An 18,599-nucleotide genomic window follows, 5' to 3' on the forward strand; every position below is an offset into this window, starting at 1 on the left:
GACTGCTGTAACGAAACCGCAATACTTCTCGAAGGCCTCACCTCACCCCTGCACTCGTTCGAGGACGGACATGACCCACACGGGCGTTCGCTCCCGCGCCGCCGGCATTTTTGCCGGCGCCGGAGCACTTTCCCTGCTTCTCGGCGCAACAGCTTTGCTGGTCGCGCCCTCCGCCAACGCCGACCAGACCGGCGGCCACAACCCGCCGGGCAACAACGGCACCGTGAAGATCGAAGGCGCCGACCTCCAGAGCGGCCCGCCGGACAACAACCCGCACCAGGGCTGCACTTTCAGCGTCGAGTTCTACAACTACGACAAAGACCCGTCGTACAAGGCGAAGGTGACCTTCGAGGACCAGGCGCCGACCGCGGACGCCGGACTGCAGGTTGTGTCCGGCAACCTCACCCCGTTCATCGGCGAGGATGCGGCCGGCGGCGGCACGGACCTGGATGCGCGCGTGGTCTACACGCTCAAGTTCACCGGTGAGCCGCACCCGCAGCAGGGCTATCACGTGAAGCTCACCGTGAACGCGCCCGGCTCGATCGGCGCCGACAAGAAGCACAAGGTCTTCTGGGTGACGGGTTGCGACACAACGCCTCCCACCACGCCGCCGACGAGCCCGCCGACCACGCAGCCGACGACGACGGACACGCCGCCCACCACGGCGCCGACGACGCCTCCGACGACCACGGACACGCCGCCGACCACGACGGACACCCCGCCGACGACCGCGCCGACGACTCCGCCTACGACGACGGATACTCCGCCGGTGAGCCCGTCGGAAACGCCGTCCACGACGCCGTCCTCGCCGGGTACGTCGACCAGCCCGTCGGACACGCCCCCGACGGTCACCGAGTCGACGCCGGTCTCCGACGTACCGAGTGACACCCCGACGGTCGGCGTACCGACCGAGGTCGACGCCGGCTTCGGCGGACCAGCTGCCAACTCGGTTGCCGGCGGCAACAGTCCGTTCGGTCTCGCGGGTGGTCTGCTGCTCGCGGCCGGCGGCGCGATGCTCGCCGGTGCCGGGATCGTCGCGCTCCGTCGACGCGGGACGCACAGCGCCTAGCAGTGGACTGACATGAGCTCTGCCCGTCGACGCGGCCGCCCTGCTCCACTTCGGTGGAGTGGGGTGGTCGCGCTCGTGGGTGTCGGCGTACTCGGAGCCGGCGCGTACCTGCAGTTCGGCGGCGACGAACAAGCCGGTGCGTCGCCGACGGCGACTCTGCCGAGGCCTACGCCAACGGCAACGTCACCAGCGACCTCGGGTAAGCCTGCAGTTGTTCCCAGCTCGTCGCCCAGCAGTACGGCGACCAGTACGGCGACAGCCCGCGCAGGAAGGCCTACGCGCATCAGCATCCCGCAGCTGGGCGTTACCGCGCCGGTTCTCGCGATTGACGCCGTACATGCCGCGTTGACCCCGCCGTCCGACGCGTCGAAGGTCGGCTGGTGGTCCGGGGGAGCGCAGCCCGGGAGCAAGCGCGGTTCCGCCGTCATCACCGGCCACACCGTTCACAACGGCGGCGGCGCGTTCGACAACCTCGGCAAGCTGGTCCCCGGATCCGTTGTGCGGGTGTCGACGGCTCGTGGTCAGTTGCCGTACCGGGTTGCCACTGTGGCGACGTACCGGAAGGCCACGCTGGCGAAGCGTGCCGCGCAACTGTTCGACCAGAGCGTTCGCGGGCGGCTCGTCCTCGTGACGTGCGAGGACTGGAACGGTGAGGTCTACCTGAGCAACGTGGTCGTCGTCGCCCTGCCGATGGCGTAGCGTGCTCCGTCGTGACGATCGATGGGCTGGGCGACACGTTCGGCGCTCGCGCGGATCGGGCGGCGCCGGAGGTCTCGTTCGAGGAACTGGTCGCGATGATGCCGGAGGCGTTGCGGGAGGTCTTCCCGCCGTACCGCTGGCAGCTCGCGAAGCTGTGGGAGCTCGATCTGAAGGTCGAGCCGGTCGAGATCGCGGACCTGGTCTGGATGTTCGACCTGCCGCTGTGGCAGCTCGAGGGTGAGCGGTTCAAGGTCACGCCGCATCAGGTCGCGGAGACGCCGATGAACTTCCGCGCGCACTACCAGCGGGTGATGGACGCGGATCTCGACTTCCCGATCAACCTGGTCGCGTACCGCGGCCGGCTGGTCGTGCTGGACGGCGTACACCGGCTGCTGAAGGCGCACTTCCTGCGCCGCCGGTGGATCGAGGCGACCATCGCGACCGCGACGCAACTGCAGTCCTGCGCCGTTTGAGAGGCAGGATGGACGGCATGGAAAGCGTTGAGCGTGAGGTGTACGTCGAGGCCCGGCCGGAGGCGGTGTGGGCCGCGGTGACGCAGCCCGAGATATTCGCCCGGTGGTACGCGTTCGGCGGCGCGGAGATCGACCTGCGCCCGGGCGGCCGGCTGGTGATGCGTTGGGACGAGCACGGGGAGTTCCTCGGGTTCGTGGAGAAGGTCGAGCCGGGTCGGCGGTTCGCCTACCGGTACGCCGTCGATCCCGGAGTGGAACCGGCGCCGGGTAACGCGAACCTGGTCGAGTTCACCCTCACCCCGGAAGGCGAAGGCACCCGCCTGCTGGTCGTCGAATCCGGATTCGATCGCCTGGACGACGAACAGGACGCCGACCAGTCCGCCCAGGCCTGGGACAACGCCCTCACCACCCTGACCGACCTGGCGCCGACACTCTGACGCGCCGGGACTATCGATGTTGATGTGTCACCATTATCATTGGTGACATGACATCGAACACTGACGACTACGCTCCGAGCCCCACCGCCTGGGTGCGGGACCAGGTCGAGAAGGTCGCCGCGGCCGGAACCACCGAAGCGGTCGACATCAAGGGTATGAAGGTGGTGCTGCTGACGATGCGCGGCGCCAAGTCCGGCAAGATCCGGAAGGTCCCGCTGATGCGGGTCGAGCACGACGGTGTGTACGCCGCGGTCGCCTCGCTCGGCGGCGCACCCAAACACCCCGTCTGGTACTACAACTTGAAGGCCGACCCGAAGCTCACCCTGCAGGACGGCGAGACCACCAAGGAGTACGTGGCCCGCGAGATCGAGGGCGCGGAGTACGACGAGTGGTGGCCGCGGGCCGTCGCCGCCTACCCGCCGTACGCCGAGTACCAGACCAAGACCACCCGGAAGATCCCGCTCTTCCTGCTCGACCCGATCGCGTAGTTCCCCGTGCCCCGTGACTGACTAAGTCCTTGCAAAGATCTTGCGGAGATGACGGTCGGTCACCGGGGCGGGACCAGGCCTGTGAGACGCTGGCGACGGCTGGGTCCACCTCGACCCGGCCCGACGCGCTGCGTCGCCTGAGTTCTGGGAGTTGTCCTGACCACACACGACGCGGTGCGGGAACCGTTCGTCGGGTCGACGCGGCTGCGTCTGGCCGGACTTGCACTGCATGCCTATACCGCGAGCGGAACGGTGCTCGCGTTGCTGATCGTGATCGCCGCGATCGACGGCGACGCCGTCCGGGCGCTCTGGCTCGGGCTCGCGGCCCTCGTGATCGACGGCACCGACGGGATGCTCGCACGCCGGCTGCGGGTGAAGGAAACCATCCCGTGGTTCGACGGCGCGATGCTGGACAACATCGTCGACTACCTGACGTACGCGTTCGCGCCGATCGTGCTGCTGTGGACCGGCGGCTACCTCCCGTCCGGGACCTGGGGCGCGGTCCTCGGCGCACTGCCGCTGCTTGCCTCCAGCTACCAGTTCTGCCGGGTCGACGCGAAGACCGAGGACCACTTCTTCCTCGGCTTCCCGAGCTACTGGAACGTGGTCGCGTTCTATGTCGTGGTGCTCGGCCTCAGTCCGGTCAGCACCGGCATCATCCTGGTGGTCTGCTCGGTGCTCGTCTTCATCCCGGTGAAGTACGTCTACCCGTCACGCACCAAGGCGTTCCGCTCGCTGAACCTGTTGACGACCGCGATCTGGCTCGCGTCGTACGCCCTACTCCTCGCGCAGATGCCGAACCCGAACGCGATCGTGGTCGCGATCTCGCTGGCCTATCTCGTCTACTACGGCGGCCTCAGCCTCTACCTCACCTGGCGTCGCAGGGTCGTTGCGTAGTGGTTCTCGGTCTCGGCGCGGCGCTCGGCGCCGCGGTGCTGTTCGGGGTCGGGGCGATCCTGCAGGCGGTCGGATCGCGGAAGGTGCCGACCGAGTCGGAGCTGGATCCGCGGCGGCTCGGCGGGTTCGTGGTGGCGCTGCTCAAGCAGCCCGCGTTCCTCGGTGCGCTGGCGTTGAACCTCGCCGGCTTCGGACTGCACTTCGTCGCGTTGCGGCTGCTTCCGTTGTACCTGGCGCAGGCCGGGATCGCGGTCAGTCTGGTCGTGACGGCGTTGCTCGCGACCCGGTTGATGTCGGACAAGCTGAGTCCGCTCGAGTGGTCCGCGGTGATCGGCGTCTGCGTCGGGCTCGGTCTGCTCGCGGTGGCGGCGGGCGACGCGGGCGACAGCGCACAGCACCACGGGCTCACGATCGGCATCATCGTGGGGCTCGTCGTCATCGCCGTACTGGGTGCCGTTGCCAGTCGTTCGCAGCGCGGTGTCTCCACGGCGCTGCTCGGGTTGCTCGCCGGTCTCGGGTACGCCGGGGTTGCGATCTCGGCGCGCTTGTTGCAGGACGGGTCGATGAGCGAACTCGTCCGGAGCCCCACGCTCTACACGCTGCCGATCAGCGGGGCGCTCGCTTTCATCCTCTACTCGCTGGCCCTGCAGCGCGGCTCGGTGACGCTGGCCACCACGCCGATGATCGCGTTGCAGACCATCACCCCGGCCGCCGCGGGCGTCTTCGTCCTCGACGACGCCGTACGCGCCGGATGGTGGCCGGCCGCAATCGCCGGTTTCCTCCTGTCCGCCGCCGGATCCGTGATCCTCGTCCGCTTCGAGTCGGTCAAGGCCTAGCCGCGCGACGAAAAGCCGGCGACGGTGATTGGTGGGAGGATTTTCCTGCAATAGCGCCAGAATCTCGCCACTGATGTGCTGGAAACCCTCCACCAAAGCGAGGTAGCCGGTGCGCCGGACCGCAACCACTGCGGGGGCGACGGTGCGGCCTGGGGACAGGAACTGGTGACCGGAGACAGGGAATACGGCTCTTCTATCCGATGCCTGGGTGAACTGCGGGGCCGTGAGACAGGTTCTGGTGGGCTGGGACCTGGTATTCCCTGTCCGCAGCACCCAGAAGGTGTCTGTTCCCCCGGCAACCGGCTGACCGCGCTCACGTGTAGACGCGGTCGGTCGAAAGCTGCAGCTCGACAGTACGTATATGTCTACTACCCGTCGCCGCGCACCGGGTGGCAGGCGGAATCGCCCGACAGTGGACGTATACGTACTGTCGACCTGCACGACATCCGCAGCACAGCCGTCCGACCAGCCGAGGTGATCGAGGCGAGTGGGGACGTGAACTGGTCGCTTCAGGTGGGTAGCAATCCCCAGTCCCCAGAGCCAGACCTGGCCCCCCTCGGCCACATATCGAACACAAGGGCCGGAAACACCAGGTCTCAGCGCCTCACAAACTGTCTCAAGGCCCCAGATGGGGCCGTCGTCACCGCATTCACCCGCGAGCAGCCAACTCACTGGGCGAGCCGGTCACGGACCCACCAAACTTCGGGTCGAAGTTCTAGCGGGTCGGCCACTTCCAGGGCGGCTCGTCCAGTGGGCCTTGGCCGGTGATGGTCGTCGCGCCCTTCTCCTTGACGAGTTCGATCGTCTGGAGGTCGGGGGAGAGGGCCTCCATCGACGCGATGAACGGGCGGGAGTGGGTGACGACGATGACCTGGGTCTCCTTCGCCGCGGTGACCACCAGGTTGGCCAGCGCCGGCAGCAGATCGGGGTGGAGGCTGGTCTCGGGCTCGTTGAGGACGAGGAGCTCGGGCGGTCTCGGGGTGAGCAGCGCGGCGACCCACAGCAGGTACCTGAGCGTGCCGTCGGACAGCTCGGCGCCGGAGAGCGGACGCAGCAATCCGTGCTGGTGAAAGGCGACCTCGAACCGGCCCGCGGTGTTGGTGATCTCGACGCGGCTGCCGGGGAACGCGAGCTCGATCGCCTCGTCCAATGCCCCCCGGGGGCCTAGTTCCCGAATCGTCTGCAGAGCAGCTGCCATGTCAGCGCCGTCCGCGGAGAGTACGGCGGTACGCGTGCCGACCTGCACTCTGCGGGCAGGCGCAGTCGCGTCGGTGCGGAAGTGGTCGTAGAACCGCCAGCCCCGCAGTCGTTCCCGCACCAGCAGCAGCTCGGGCGCGCGCTCCGGGTCCGCGAACTCGCTCAGCATGCTGTCGAACGTCTGGAGCTGGTGCCCGCCGCGCTGCCATTCACCACTCGCCGCACGGATCCGCACCTCGTGGTTGGTGCGCTCGACCAGCGACGCCGCCGGCCGCAGGAACGGCCCGGCCCACAACGCTTCCCGTTTGATCTCCGGATCCAGATCGAACTCTGATCCGTTCGGGATCGGCAGCCCGAGATCCATGAGATAGCCGTAGTCGTCCCCAGCGAACCCCATCCGAAGAGTCACCGGCCCGGTCCGCCGAGTGCCTTGCGTGGGCCGGTCCTTCCGCACCTGCTCCGGCCCCGCCCACAGCGTCGACTGCAGACCGCCTTCCCGCGCGAGCGCCGCCACCGCACCGTTGCGCGAAGCATCAGCCAGCAACCGCAGCGCCCGGTACAGACTCGACTTCCCCGATCCGTTGGCCCCGGTCACGACGTTCAGACCGCGCAACGGCATGACAACCCGCCGCAGCGACCGGTAGTTCTCCACCGCCAACGTCGTCAACATGCCCTTCACCGTACCGACGGGCTCCGACACTTCTGGGACAGTCAGGCGCGGTCCGGCGAGCTGTGCCAGAGGACGCCGAGTTCGTGCAGCATCGCCGCGGCCGCCGCCCCGTGCATCTTGCTCTGGTCGGCCATCGTCGAGAACCGCGGCCGGCGTACGTCGACCGCGGGCAGGCGGCGCGCGAGCTCTTGCTCGATCGCGTCGAGGAGCCGTGCGCCCGCGCGGCGTACCGGACCGTCGATCACGACGTCCGGGATGTCGAGGATCGCAGCCTGGACGCAGACCAGGGCGCCGAGGCTACGACCGGCGTAGTCGACCCGCTCGGCGAGCGCTCGCAACGCCGGGTTCGTGCCCGGAGACGAGACAGCGTCGAGATCCTCGACCGCGGCGTCGCCGAGGATCGCGGGCAGGTTCGCGACCGTTTCCAGGCAGCCCGTACGGCCGCATTCGCAGCGCCGGTCGCTCACCCCCACGTCGATGTGCCCGACCTCGCCGGCTCGCTGCCGTTCACCGAGGTGCACGCGCCCGTCGAGGATGATCGCGGACCCGATACCACCGGCGATGTGCAGCACGATGACGCTGCCGCCAGCCTGACTCTGGTGCGACAGTTCGGACATCGCCACCGCGGTCGCGTCGTTGACCAGTACGACGTCGTACCCGAGGGACTCCTGCAGCGGGCCGGCGAGGTCGACGTCGTTCCAGCGGAACTGGATCGACTCGACGATGCCCTGCTCCGGTGACAGCATCGCGGGAACGGCGACTCCAGCGGCCAGTACTGCCCGCCCGTCGTCAGCTGCCAGCTGACGCAGGAAGCTGCCCAGGACGCGGATCACGTGGTCGACGCTGGGGTTCGGCGGCAGGTCCACCCGGCCGGTCGAGCCGATCACCCCGTCCAGTCCCACCACACCTGCGACCACTTCGGTCGGCCGCAGGTCCGCCATCAGCAGGCATTGGCGGTCTGTGTCGACGCGGAGCGGCTTCGCGGGCTTGCCGCGGCCGCTCGGCGTCCCGGCCTCCTCGACCACCAGGTGCCGTGCCATCAGTGACTCGACGATCTCCGACACCACAGCGCGCGCCAGGCCGGTCGAACGCGAGATGTCCGCGCGGGACATCCCGCCGTCGCCGATCAGCACCGTCTGCAGGACCAGTCGGGTGTTGCGCTCGCGGAGAACGCCGGGCGTCACCTTCTCGGTGATCCGTATCGCCTTCGTCATCCCTGCCTTCCGCTGAGCACCGCATCAGCCCACGCCGTACACCGCCAGCTCCTGGACGTGCAGCGTGTAGGCGTTGGAGGTGTTCCCGGACCCGGTCACCCGGACGTATCTGTACTCGCCTGTGACGTCGTACCGATCTCCGAGATCAGTCTGCGCCTTGTGGGTCGCCTTTTCGGCCAGCCGGGTCCACGTCCGTCCGTCCACGCTTCCGTCGACACGATAGAGGTAGGACCGGCCGTCGGCGTAGTACGGCGTCACCCGGATGCTCGACAGTGCATGGGCGGCGCCGAGGTCCACCTGTAGCGACGACGGCTGGCCGGCGCACTGCTGCGGAGCACAGAACCAGCCAGTGCTCAGGTTGCCGTCGAGCGCGTCAGCCGGCACGTGGCTCCCGTCTGTGCTGGTGGCCGTTGCTGGTTTCCCCTGACTCAACGAGACCGGTGGCGGTGCGGAGCACGTGACAGTCGGAACCCCGAACGACACAGCGTCGAAGTAGCGGTTGGCGTCGTACTGGTGCACCTGCAACCGCAGCTGCCGTACGCCGGTGACGTCCGCCTCGACCACGGCCGCAGTTGTGCCGGTGCCGGTGATGCCGCTGCGCAGTACGCCGGTCTCCGACAACAGCCGGCCGTCACCGAAGACACGCACGACCGCATCGCCGTCGGCGGCGTGGTTCATCGCGTCGTCGATGCCCACCACGGTGGTGAACCGCCGGCAGTCACCGCCGAGCTCGAACCGTACGTCGGCGTTCGAGTTGGTGCCGAGACCCTTGCTGTAGGCAACACTGTCGAGCAGGAGCGGCTGACCGTTTCCCGACGGCGTCGCGGGCGTGACGGTGTCCCGCGCGACCGGGTACAGGCCGTCGTGGTTCCGGGAGGACGCAAACTCCTGGTCGCTCAGCTGGTACCGGCCGGCTGCGGCCACCGGCAGTACGGCGGCTGCCCTGCGGAGCTCGGACTGGTCGGACCGCATCGTCACCTCGAGCGACACCTGGTCTGGCAGGCCGTCCCCACCGCGGACGGTCCAGGAACGTGTGACCGTGCCACCGGGTCCGATCTCGGAGGGTGCGTCGCCCACAGCTTCGACCGTTGTCCCAGCAGGTGCTGAGATGTCGAAGGTCAGTCCGGTCAGCGCGGCGAAGTAGTTCGTGTTCGTCACTGTGGCGGTGACCCGAGCAGACCCCGACGCATCCACAGCCCCGGTCGGCCGCAGTGCCAGGGTCAGGTCGTAGTCATCGTGCTTCAGCCGGTCCAGCAGCTTGGCAGCCTCCACGTAGGTGTTACCAGTCGGCTTGGTGCGGTAGGAGCTGCGATCGGACGACCAGTGTTCCGCCACGTCGTACCAGTCGATGGCCGGTGCTGCAGTGCCTGTGCTGAGGGCAGTCTTCAGTCCGTCGAAGTACTGCCGCCAGCGTGGTGCGTAGTAGCCGTCCAGCAGACCGGACCACTCGCGGTACGCATAGTCCTGCAGGTCGGTGGTGCGCAGGCCCCACGACGTGAGCTGCTTGCGTGCGTCGTACTCGAGCTGCGCGGACTCTGCGCTGTTCGCACCCCAGCTCTTTGCCTTGGCGAGCCAGCGCCCGATCAGGTACTGCTCGTTGGTACCGACCAGGTCGTCGACACCAGCGATGTAGCCGAGCCACGTGTCGGTCAGCTGTGAGAAGCGCTGGAGGTCCCCGGCTTGGTACGCCGTCCGGATCTGTGGCAGCAACGTACGGGACCTGTCGGCGACGGACTGACGCGCGACCTCCAGCAGGTCATTGCGGTACGCCGTGTTGTCGCGCAGCGACTCACCGACCGCGAGCAGAGCCGGCAGCGCACCCGCGAACGCCGCCGGATCGTAGGCGAAGGCAGCCTGCGCCCAGCTGTGCGGCCGCTGCACCGTCAGGCTCGGGATCGCCGCGAACAGACCGCCGTGTCCCGAGGAGCGGCCGCCGTTCGGGGGAATCGAGTAGGCGGTCCCGGCCAGGATCTGCCAGGCCTTCCGGGCCATCGGATCGGCACCGCCGTACCGCGCGTCGGCGTAGTCGGCGAACCACTGGTCGAGGTCCACCGGGCCGTCGTGCCACGGCAACTCGGCGAGGAACTCCATCGCCACCGCGTTGTTGTAGCTGGCCTCAGGCATGATCGCGATGCCGGACAAGGCAGACCCAGGCTTCGCCAGCGACGCCCAGAACCGCTCGTTCCAGGCGCGGATCGGAGCGCCCATGGTGGAGTTCCCGCCGAAGTTCCAGATCGACCCGAACGCGTACGGCGTGCCCGACCAGTCGGTTTCACGGTCGGGACTCAGGGCCCGGTCGGACAGCCCGTCGACGACCAGCATCCGGCTCCGGTCGATGGCCGCGATCGTCTCCGGGCGCGGGTTGCTCTGCCAGCCGAGGATCGCCCAGATCGCGCCGGGATGGGCCTTGTCCAAGGCATCCTGCACGGCCACGGACGCCTGGCCGACGGAGATGCTGCCGGGCCGGCCGCCTTCGTGCAGCAGATCCATCTTGAACATCGACGACTTGCCGAGCAGCCGCTGCTGCACCTGGTAGAAGCGCGCCGCGACCTGACCGAAGAGGGGATCGGTCGGCGCCAGCCAGTCCGGCCGGTCCAGTCCGACCCAGGTGCCCTGCGGAACCGTGGTCGCCCCGGGGTTTTTCACCTGGAAGTCCCGCGGAACCGTGCCGAAGTAGCCCGGCAGGACAGGCGTGATCCCGAGGGACCGCATCCGGTCCGCGATCCGGCGGCCCAGGTCCGCACGAGCCCGGATCACCTGGGCGCTGACGGGGGCGGTGAAGTTGGACATGTTCTGCAGCAGCCACCACGGCTGGTAGCCGGGGCTCGGGATCCACGCGCGCAGCTCGTCCGCCCGGTAGCCGAAGGACTGCAGCGCCTCGTAGTACACCGCTTCGGTGCCGATCGGCATGAAGATCTCGTTGACGCCGTGCAGCGCCTGGACGTCGATCAGCCGTTCCCAGTCCTCGAACGTCCGGTACGGCCCGGAGTACCCGTCCTCGGTGTCGTTCCCGGCGAACCGGTGCTCGACGGCCGACGACTTCTCGATCGGTTCCTGCGGCGCCGGCAGCACGCGGGGGAGGTCGAGCTGGTCGCCGGTCCAGGAGATGTCCGCCTTCACGACGTGCTTGAGGTACCAGTTGAAGCCCATCAGCAGGGCCGACGTACTGCTGCCCTCGACGACCGGCCGCGCACCCCGGCGGGTGATCCGGAACGTGTCGCGGCCCTCGGAAGCCGGGATCGTCGCCAGGGTGACCTGGCTCCCGTGCCGCGTGCCGACCAGGCGGCGGATCGCGTCCCTGACCGGACCCGTGTCGAACAACGGGCGCCCGCTCGAGCTCGGCTCCGGTGGGTCCGCCACCGCGGGAGTCGCAGTGAGAAGCAGCGCCGTGCTCACCGCGGCGGCCGTCGCGGCGAGCCATCGCCGGACCCTGGTACGTCGGTTCATCAGCCTGACCTCCGATTTTGATCGCGGCCCAAACTAAATGGCTCGGCGCAACCGGTCAACAGGTCACCGACGACTTCCGAAATATTCTTCCCAAACTCGCCATGTCACAGGCGGCGGTGCTGGCTCGTCTCGGGGGCGAAACCGGATGAGGAGCGTGTTGAGGATGCGGGTGTTTGTTGCTGGTGGAAGTGGTGTGCTGGGGCGGCGGCTGGTGCCGCAGTTGGTGGCTCGTGGGCATCAGGTGACGGCCAGTACGACGAGTGCGGCGAAGCTGGAGCTGATCGCGGCAGCGGGTGCCGAGGGCGTCGTGATGGACGGGCTGGACGGGGCCGCGGTCGGCGAGGCTGTCGCGATGGCACGGCCGGACGTGATCGTGCATCAGATGACTGCGATCTCGATGACGCACGCGGGCAAGCCGGACATCAAGCACCCGGACCGCTGGTTCGCCAAGACGAACAGACTGCGTACGGAGGGCACTGACCACCTACTGGCTGCGGCCGAGGCAGTCGGCGTCCCGCACTTCGTTGCGCAGGGTTACGCGAGCTGGAACGGCATCCGCGAAGGCGGCTGGGTCAAGACCGAGGAGGACCCGGTGGACCTCCTGGAGGGAACAGCGGCGTACGTCGGCCTCAAGGCGCTGAGCCGCATCGAGGACCTCGTGCTGAACATCGGTGGGGCTGTGATGCGGTACGGCGCCTTCTACGGGCCTGGGGCCATCGACGACCAGGTGGAGCTCGTGCGCAAACGCCAGTACCCGCTGGTGGGTCGCGGTACTGGCTACAGTTCCTGGGTGCATCTCGACGACGCGGCAGCCGCGACTGTGCTGGCTGTCGAGCAGAAGGTCACTGGTGTGTTCAACATCGTCGACGACGTCCCGGCGCCGGCCAGCGACTGGCTGCCGTACCTGGCGGAGTGCGCCGGCGCGAAGCCGCCGTTGCGCGTGCCGGTGTGGCTGGCGCGCCGGCTGGCAGGGGACCAGGCTGTGGTGATGATGACCGAGGGACGTGGCTTCTCCAACGCCAAGGCGAAGCGGGAGCTCGGCTGGGAGTTGCAGTACCCGTCCTGGCGGCAGGGCTTCAAGGCAGAGCTGGCGTGATGCGCCCTCGCGACCAGGAGTTCGAGGAGCTGCGACCACTGCTGTTCTCGATCGCCTACCGGATCCTCGGCAGCGTCAGCGAGGCAGAGGACGCCGTACAGGACACGTGGCTGCGGTACGCCGGGTCGCGAACGGAGCCGGTGTCCCCGAAGGCCTTTCTGTCCGCGGTCGTCACTCGCATCTCGGTCGACGTACTGCGCTCCGCTCGTCACCGGCGTGAGGAGTACGTCGGGCCGTGGTTCCCGGAGCCGTTGCTGTCCGACCCGTACGAGGACCCGGAGCGGGCGGCTGAGCTGGCTGACTCCGTGTCGATGGCCGCGCTGCTCCTGCTGGAGCGGCTGTCCCCGCTGGAGCGGGCGGCGTTCGTGCTGCGGGAGGTGTTCGGCTTCGGCTTCGCGGAGGTCGCATCGGCCGTGGGGCGCTCGGAGGCGGCGTGCCGTCAGCTGGTGGTCCGCGCCCGTCGGCACATGGACGCGGGGCGACCTAGGTTCGCAGCTGACCAGCGAGAGCGGGAAGAGCTGGCGGTGCGGTTCTTCGACGCGTTCAAAGAAGGTGCTGTCGGCAACTTGATGGAGTTCCTGGCCGCGGACGTGCAGCTTGTCGGCGACGCGGGTGGCAAGGCGCCGCAGTGGGGTCGCGGTGTCGTGGCCGGCGCCCGCAACGTGGCAGGCATGCTGGCTGCGCTGGCTGGGCCGTTCACGCAGATCGGCGGCGTTGTGGAGCCTCAGCTGGTGAACGGTCAGCCGGGCGCGATCTTCCGCGACGGCGACGGCAGAGTGGTCAACACGTGGACGCTCGACATCGTCGACGGGCAGATCCAGGCGATCCGTGCGGTGGTGAATCCGGACAAGCTCCGGCACGTCGGACCGGTCGCCGACGCGTGGGCCGTCGTACAGGAGACGTATGCGGCCCGTCGTACAACGGACTGGGCGCGTGGGAAGGACCCCACGCGCCCAGAGCCGTCAGGCCAGTGACTCTTCCCAGGCCTGGTGGAGTCCGGCGTAGTGGCCGTCGTCCATCGTGATGAGCTGGTCGGGAGCGCCGTCCTCGATGATCTGGCCGTACTCCAGGACCAGGACGCGGTCGGCGGTCTCGACGGTGGACAACCGGTGCGCGATGACGATCGCCGTACGGTCGGCCAGGATCGTCTTCAGCGCCCGCTGGATGAGGCGTTCGCTGGGGATGTCCAGGCTGGACGTCGCCTCGTCCAGGATCAGTACGGCGGGGTTCGCGAGGAACGCCCGCGCGAACGCGACCAGCTGACGCTGACCCGCCGAGAGCCGGGAACCGCGTTTCTCGACCGCGGTGTCGTACCCGTTGGGCAGTGCCGTGATGAAGTCGTGCGCGCCGATCACCTTCGCGGCCTCGACGACCTCCTCCATCGTCGCGCCCGGCTTGCCGAACCGGATGTTGTCGGCGACCGAGCCGGTGAAGAGGAAGTTCTCCTGCGTCACCATCACGACCCGCTCGCGCAGGTCGTCCTCGGCCAGGTCCCGGAGGTCGACGCCGTCGAGCAGCAGGTGCCCGCTCGTCGGATCGTAGAACCGCGCCACCAGTTTGGCGATCGTGGTCTTGCCGGCACCCGTCGTACCGACCAGGGCCAGGGTCTGGCCGGCCGGCACGTCCAGCTGCAGACCGGGCAGCACCGGAACGCCGTCGACGTACTCGAAGCGCACGTTCCGCAGTTCCAGATGACCCCGGGCCGGGCCTGGCTTGGCCGGCTGGATCGGCTCCGGCACGTCCGGCGTCTCGTTCAGCACGCCGGACAGCTTCTCCAGCGCCGCCGAAGCGGACAGGAACGTGTTGTAGAACTGCGTGATGTCCTGCAGCGGCTCGAAGAACTGCCGCAGGTAGAGCAGGAACGCGGTCAGGACGCCGACCGTGACGTGCCCGTGGTACGCCTGGTAGCCGCCGTACGCCAGGATCGCGACGATGGTGATGTTGCCGACGCCCTTGATCGCCGGCATGAAGACCGCGTTCAGCCGGAACGCCTCGAGGTTCGCCTTCCGGTACCGGTCGTTGACGCCGTGGAAGATCTCCTCGTTGCGCGGCTCCCGGCGGAACGCCTGCACCGCGCGGATACCGGTCATCGACTCGACGAAGTGCACGATGACCAGCACGACGGCCTCCCGCGTCTGCCGGTAGACCGCCGCGGACCGCTTCCGGAACCATGCTGTCAGGAGCAGCAGGGCCGGGAACGACAGCAGCGCGAGCAGACCGAGCTTCACGTCGAGCGTGAGCAGGATGATCGACGTACCGACCAGCGTCAGCACCGCGGTGACCAGGCTGTCGAACCCGCTCGCCAGCATCTCGTCGATGACGCCGACGTCGGACGTCAGCCGGGAGATCACCCGGCCTGACGTGAACTTGTCGTGGAACGCCGGGCTGAGCCGCTGGAAGTGGTCGAACACCCGCTTGCGCAGGCTCAGCAGGATGGTCTGACCGAGACGGCCCGAGCGCATCAGGAACAGCTGCCGCGCAAAGGCCTGGAGCAACGCCGACGCCAGGACGATGATGACGATCGTGACGAGCTCCTGGGAGCCCTTGCCCGCCAGGATCGGCGGGATGCCGTTGTCGATGCCCAGGTGCACCAGGTACGGCACGGCGAGCCGGGCCGCGTTCTCGACGATCACGATCGCGATCAGCAGCCAGATCAGCTTCTTGTACGGCCGGAGCAGCTCACCCAGCAGCTTCCGGGAGTCCTCCTTCAGCCGGATGCTGGTCGCACGGGAGATCTCCCGGTCGGGGTCTTCCTCGAACAGACCCCGCCACTTCTGTTCCTCAGGCTGCTGCTCGTCCTGAGGCTTCTCCGGTTCCGAGGCCTGAGGAGGTGTTTGCTGGGTCGTTGTCATGCGTGCACCTCCTCTTCCTCCGCTGCGAGCAGGTGCCGGTACGCCGGGACCGTTGTCAGCAGCTCGTGATGGGTTCCTACGTGGGTGACCGTGCCGTTCTGCAGTAGAGCGACCTGGTCGGCCAGCATCACCGTCGACGCGCGGTGCGCGACCACGATGCCGGTGGTCTCGGAGAGCACGTTCTGCAGTGCTTCCTCGACCAGTGCCTCGGTGTGTACGTCGAGCGCGGACAGGGTGTCGTCCAGCACCAGTACGGCGGGCTTGGCGAGCACTGCACGAGCCAGTGCGAGCCGCTGCCGCTGACCACCCGACAGCGACATGCCCTGCTCACCGACGCGTGTGTCCAGGCCCCACGGCAGCTCGTTGGCGAACTGCGCTTGAGCGACCTCCAGCGCCTGCTGGACGTCCGCCTCTGTGGCGTCCGGACGGCCGAGGGTCAGGTTCTCCCGGACGCTCATGGAGAACAGGGTCGGGTCGTCGAACGCGGACGCGACAGCCGTCCGCAGCGACACCAGGGACAGGTCCCGGATGTCGTGCCCGTCGATGGTGATCCGTCCGGCGGTCACGTCGTACAGCCGGGGGACCAGCGCGGTCAGAGTGGTCTTGCCGGACCCGGTGGCGCCGACCAGTGCGAGCGTCGTACCAGGGGTCAGGTCCAGGTTGATGTCGTGCAGCACCTCGGTGGAGTCGTCCGAGAACCGGAACCCGACGTGCTCGAAGCGCAGGTGACCACGCGGGTTCGGGAGCTCCTCCGATCCGGACTTGATCACCGAGTAGGTGTCCAGGATCTCGCTGATCCGGTCCGCCGCGGTCATCGACTCCTGCGCCATCGCCAGGATCGCGCCGAGCGAGGTGACCGGCCAGACCAGGGACAGCATCAGCGTGATGAACGCGACCAGGGTGCCGAGCGTGATCGCCTCCCGGCCGACGGCGAGTGCGCCGAGCAGCAGGACGATCACCAGGGTCAGGTTCGGGATGACGCCGAGGAAGCTCCAGAACCGTGACGCGAGCCGGACCTTCTCGACCTCGGTGTCGTACAGCGTGGTCGCCTCGTCGTCGAACTGACCCTGGACGTGCGGCCGCCGGCCGAACGCCTTGATCACCCGGAAGCCGAGCGCCGACTCCTCGATCCGGGTGGCCAGGTCGCCCTGCTGGTCCTGGACCTTGCGGGAGATCCGCAGGTACTTCTTCTCGAACTTCAGCGACACCATGACGATCGGCACGGCGGCCACCAGGACCACGAGGCCGAGCGGCCAGTACAGCTGGAGCAGCAGGACCGTGACCACGGCCAGCTGCAGGATGTTCATCACCAGGAACAGCAGACCGAAGCCCATGAACCGGCGGATCGTGGACAGGTCGGTGGTGACGCGGGAGAGCAGCTGACCGCTCTGCCAGCGGGTGTGGAACTCCATCGGCAGGGACTGCAGACGGACGTACAGGTCGTGCCGGAGCGTGGCCTCGAGGTCACTGACGGTCCGGGACTGCGCCCAGCGGCGCATCCAGACCAGGATGACCTCGGAGATGCTGAGCCCGAGGGCCAGCAGTGCGAGCGGGACCAGCATGCTCAGCTCGCGGCGGGTGACCGGACCGTCGATGATGGCTCGGGTGACCAGCGGTACGGCGAGGCTGACGCCGACGCCCAGCATGGCGGTGGAGAACATCACCGCGAGGCGCCAACGGTGTGGCTTCAGGTAAGGACGGAGCCGCCACAGGTTGCGGCTGCGTTCTGGGGCACGGGTGGTAGGGGCTGCAATCGACGGCGCTTGGACAGTGTGCTCTGAGGGCATCTGGACGGGCGCACTTCCCATCTACTTCGAGTCAAAGGGGTTTTGCGACCTGAAAACGGCGCACTTTCCAGTATCGCTCAGTAGGTAAGCGCTTGTCGCGCCAATTCCATTCCTTGCTGATGAAACGCAATAGCCCATCCAATGCCTACGCGGGAACCTCACCTCCACCTATCACGATCCGCAATCAGTACTACGCGACCGATCGCTCGACCGGTTCCTCTTCGGGCAGATCCTGCAGTCCGCGGAGCGGGGAGAAGGCCGCGACCAGGAGGCCGGCGAGCATGCCGGCGGCCGCGATCAGCAGGGTGGGACGGATGTGGATGGCGGTGGCAACGACGCCGGAGACCCCCGCGCCGACCGTCTGCCCGCCGATGACCAGGGTGCGCCAGGACGCGGTCACCTGCCCCACGAGGTGCGGCGGCGCGAGCGCCTGGCGCAGGGTGCGCTGCGGGACGGCGAACAGCGACATACCGAGTCCGGCCAGTACCTGTCCGAGGAGGATCACCGGCGTCACACCGGTGAACAGGGCGACCCCGTTGAGTGATGCGAGGAACACACCGGACAAGTAGGAGTGGCCGAGTCCGAACCGGCGGCACCAGGCGGGGGCGAGGAAGGTCCCGGCTACCGCAGCAGCTCCGAACGCGGTCATGGACAGCCCGACGAACGCCGGTGACCTGTGCAGCTCACGGATCAGGAAGAGAACCACCAGCGGGCCCTGCATCGCGCCGGCCATGGCAGCGAATCCTGCCGAGACGACGAGCGGTCTGAGCATCCGGTGGCCGAAGAGCACCCGCAGCCCCGCCGACAGCCGCACCTCGGACCGCGGTCGTGCGGGTGCGCGGGCGGGCTCGCGGAGCAGGTACGCCGCGATCGTGGACACGACGTACGACGCGGCGTCGATGAGGATCGCGAACGGTGCCGTGAGCACCTGTACGAGGAAGCCTGCCGCGGACGGTCCGAGCGTGGAGGCGAGGTTGAGATTGAGCAGCGCCGCACTGTTCGCCCGCATCAGGTCCTCACGTGGCACCAGCGCCGGGATCATCGTCTGCGACGCGGTGTCGGACAGCAGAGTCAGCACTCCGGTCAGTACGGCGACGGCGTACAGCTGCTCGATGCGCAGCCAGCCCAGTGCTGCCACCGCAGGCACCGAGCCGAGCAGGAGGAGCCGTCCGACGTCGGTCCAGATCAGGACGCGACGCAGCGGCCACCTGTCGACCCAGACGCCGGCCAGCAGCCCGAACACGAGATGCGGCGCGATCGTCAACGCAGACAGCGCACCCATCTCGACGGCTGATGCCTGCAGGGTCACCACAGCCACCAGCGGCAGCGCGACAGTGGTGACCGCACTGCCCGACGCGGACACCAACTGCCCGATCCACAGCTTCCGGAACTCGCCCCTCACGACCCATGCCATGCCTGTGAACCTGTCACTCAGCA

General features: G+C 68.2%; 15 protein-coding genes. 9 read left to right on the plus strand and 6 right to left on the minus strand.

Translation table 11 applies throughout. From position 1 onward, the window contains the following. Positions 1–70 precede the first annotated feature (70 nt). The 7 genes from OHB24_RS24495 to OHB24_RS24525 all read left to right on the plus strand — a co-directional run bounded on the left by OHB24_RS24495 (position 71) and on the right by OHB24_RS24525 (position 4,899). Positions 71–1,069: a hypothetical protein gene (locus tag OHB24_RS24495; protein WP_327633170.1), complete on the plus strand. Its 999-nt coding sequence runs from the start codon at positions 71–73 to the stop codon at positions 1,067–1,069. Positions 1,070–1,132: 63 nt separating this feature from the next. Then, positions 1,133–1,768: a class F sortase gene (locus tag OHB24_RS24500; protein ID WP_327633171.1), complete on the plus strand. Its 636-nt coding sequence runs from the start codon at positions 1,133–1,135 to the stop codon at positions 1,766–1,768. Positions 1,769–1,779: 11 nt separating this feature from the next. Further along, positions 1,780–2,241 (plus strand): hypothetical protein, encoded by a 462-nt coding sequence (locus OHB24_RS24505; RefSeq protein ID WP_327633172.1) that lies wholly within the window; start codon positions 1,780–1,782, stop codon positions 2,239–2,241. Between the two features lie 17 nt (positions 2,242–2,258). Further along, positions 2,259–2,678 carry an SRPBCC domain-containing protein gene (locus OHB24_RS24510; protein ID WP_327633173.1) on the plus strand — a complete coding sequence of 140 codons (420 nt, stop codon included), beginning with the start codon at positions 2,259–2,261 and terminating at the stop codon, positions 2,676–2,678. A 47-nt stretch (positions 2,679–2,725) separates the two neighbouring features. Beyond that, positions 2,726–3,166: a nitroreductase family deazaflavin-dependent oxidoreductase gene (locus OHB24_RS24515; protein WP_327633174.1), complete on the plus strand. Its 441-nt coding sequence runs from the start codon at positions 2,726–2,728 to the stop codon at positions 3,164–3,166. A 174-nt stretch (positions 3,167–3,340) separates the two neighbouring features. Beyond that, positions 3,341–4,063, plus strand: coding sequence for a CDP-alcohol phosphatidyltransferase family protein (locus OHB24_RS24520; RefSeq protein ID WP_327633175.1), 723 nt, complete (start codon positions 3,341–3,343; stop codon positions 4,061–4,063). Further along, positions 4,063–4,899 (plus strand): hypothetical protein, encoded by an 837-nt coding sequence (locus OHB24_RS24525; RefSeq protein ID WP_327633176.1) that lies wholly within the window; start codon positions 4,063–4,065, stop codon positions 4,897–4,899. Before OHB24_RS24520 ends, OHB24_RS24525 begins: the two co-directional genes overlap by 1 nt. 715 nt (positions 4,900–5,614) lie before the next feature. On the opposite strand, the gene OHB24_RS24530 is transcribed toward OHB24_RS24525, so the two are convergent. The 3 genes from OHB24_RS24530 to OHB24_RS24540 are packed head-to-tail and all read right to left on the minus strand — an operon-like array spanning position 5,615 to position 11,427. Next, positions 5,615–6,766, minus strand: coding sequence for an AAA family ATPase (locus OHB24_RS24530; RefSeq protein WP_327633177.1), 1,152 nt, complete (start codon positions 6,764–6,766; stop codon positions 5,615–5,617). Between the two features lie 41 nt (positions 6,767–6,807). Next, a complete protein-coding gene (locus OHB24_RS24535) occupies positions 6,808–7,980 on the minus strand; it encodes an ROK family protein (RefSeq protein ID WP_327633178.1) in 1,173 nt (390 codons plus the stop codon). 24 nt (positions 7,981–8,004) lie between these two features. Next, complete coding sequence (locus OHB24_RS24540; protein ID WP_327633179.1) at positions 8,005–11,427, minus strand: alpha-N-acetylglucosaminidase TIM-barrel domain-containing protein; 3,423 nt, start codon at positions 11,425–11,427, stop codon at positions 8,005–8,007. A 163-nt stretch (positions 11,428–11,590) separates the two neighbouring features. Here OHB24_RS24540 and OHB24_RS24545 point away from each other — a divergent pair, with 163 nt between their 5' ends. Together OHB24_RS24545 and OHB24_RS24550 are read left to right on the plus strand one after the other, a co-directional pair. Continuing rightward, a complete protein-coding gene (locus OHB24_RS24545) occupies positions 11,591–12,523 on the plus strand; it encodes an NAD-dependent epimerase/dehydratase family protein (protein ID WP_327633180.1) in 933 nt (310 codons plus the stop codon). Then, positions 12,523–13,497, plus strand: coding sequence for an RNA polymerase sigma-70 factor (locus tag OHB24_RS24550; protein ID WP_327633181.1), 975 nt, complete (start codon positions 12,523–12,525; stop codon positions 13,495–13,497). Before OHB24_RS24545 ends, OHB24_RS24550 begins: the two co-directional genes overlap by 1 nt. Here OHB24_RS24550 and OHB24_RS24555 read toward each other — a convergent pair. From OHB24_RS24555 to OHB24_RS24565, 3 genes are all read right to left on the minus strand, one after another. Continuing rightward, a complete protein-coding gene (locus tag OHB24_RS24555) occupies positions 13,486–15,375 on the minus strand; it encodes an ABC transporter ATP-binding protein (RefSeq protein ID WP_327633182.1) in 1,890 nt (629 codons plus the stop codon). The two genes, OHB24_RS24550 and OHB24_RS24555, sit on opposite strands and share 12 nt — an antisense overlap. Next, positions 15,372–17,036: an ABC transporter ATP-binding protein gene (locus tag OHB24_RS24560; protein WP_327633183.1), complete on the minus strand. Its 1,665-nt coding sequence runs from the start codon at positions 17,034–17,036 to the stop codon at positions 15,372–15,374. Before OHB24_RS24560 ends, OHB24_RS24555 begins: the two co-directional genes overlap by 4 nt. Before the next feature lie 316 nt (positions 17,037–17,352). Further along, complete coding sequence (locus OHB24_RS24565) at positions 17,353–18,576, minus strand: MFS transporter (protein WP_327633184.1); 1,224 nt, start codon at positions 18,574–18,576, stop codon at positions 17,353–17,355. Between the last annotated feature and the right edge of the window lie 23 nt (positions 18,577–18,599).

The organism is Kribbella sp. NBC_00482 (genome assembly GCF_036013725.1).
Lineage (GTDB): Bacteria > Actinomycetota > Actinomycetes > Propionibacteriales > Kribbellaceae > Kribbella.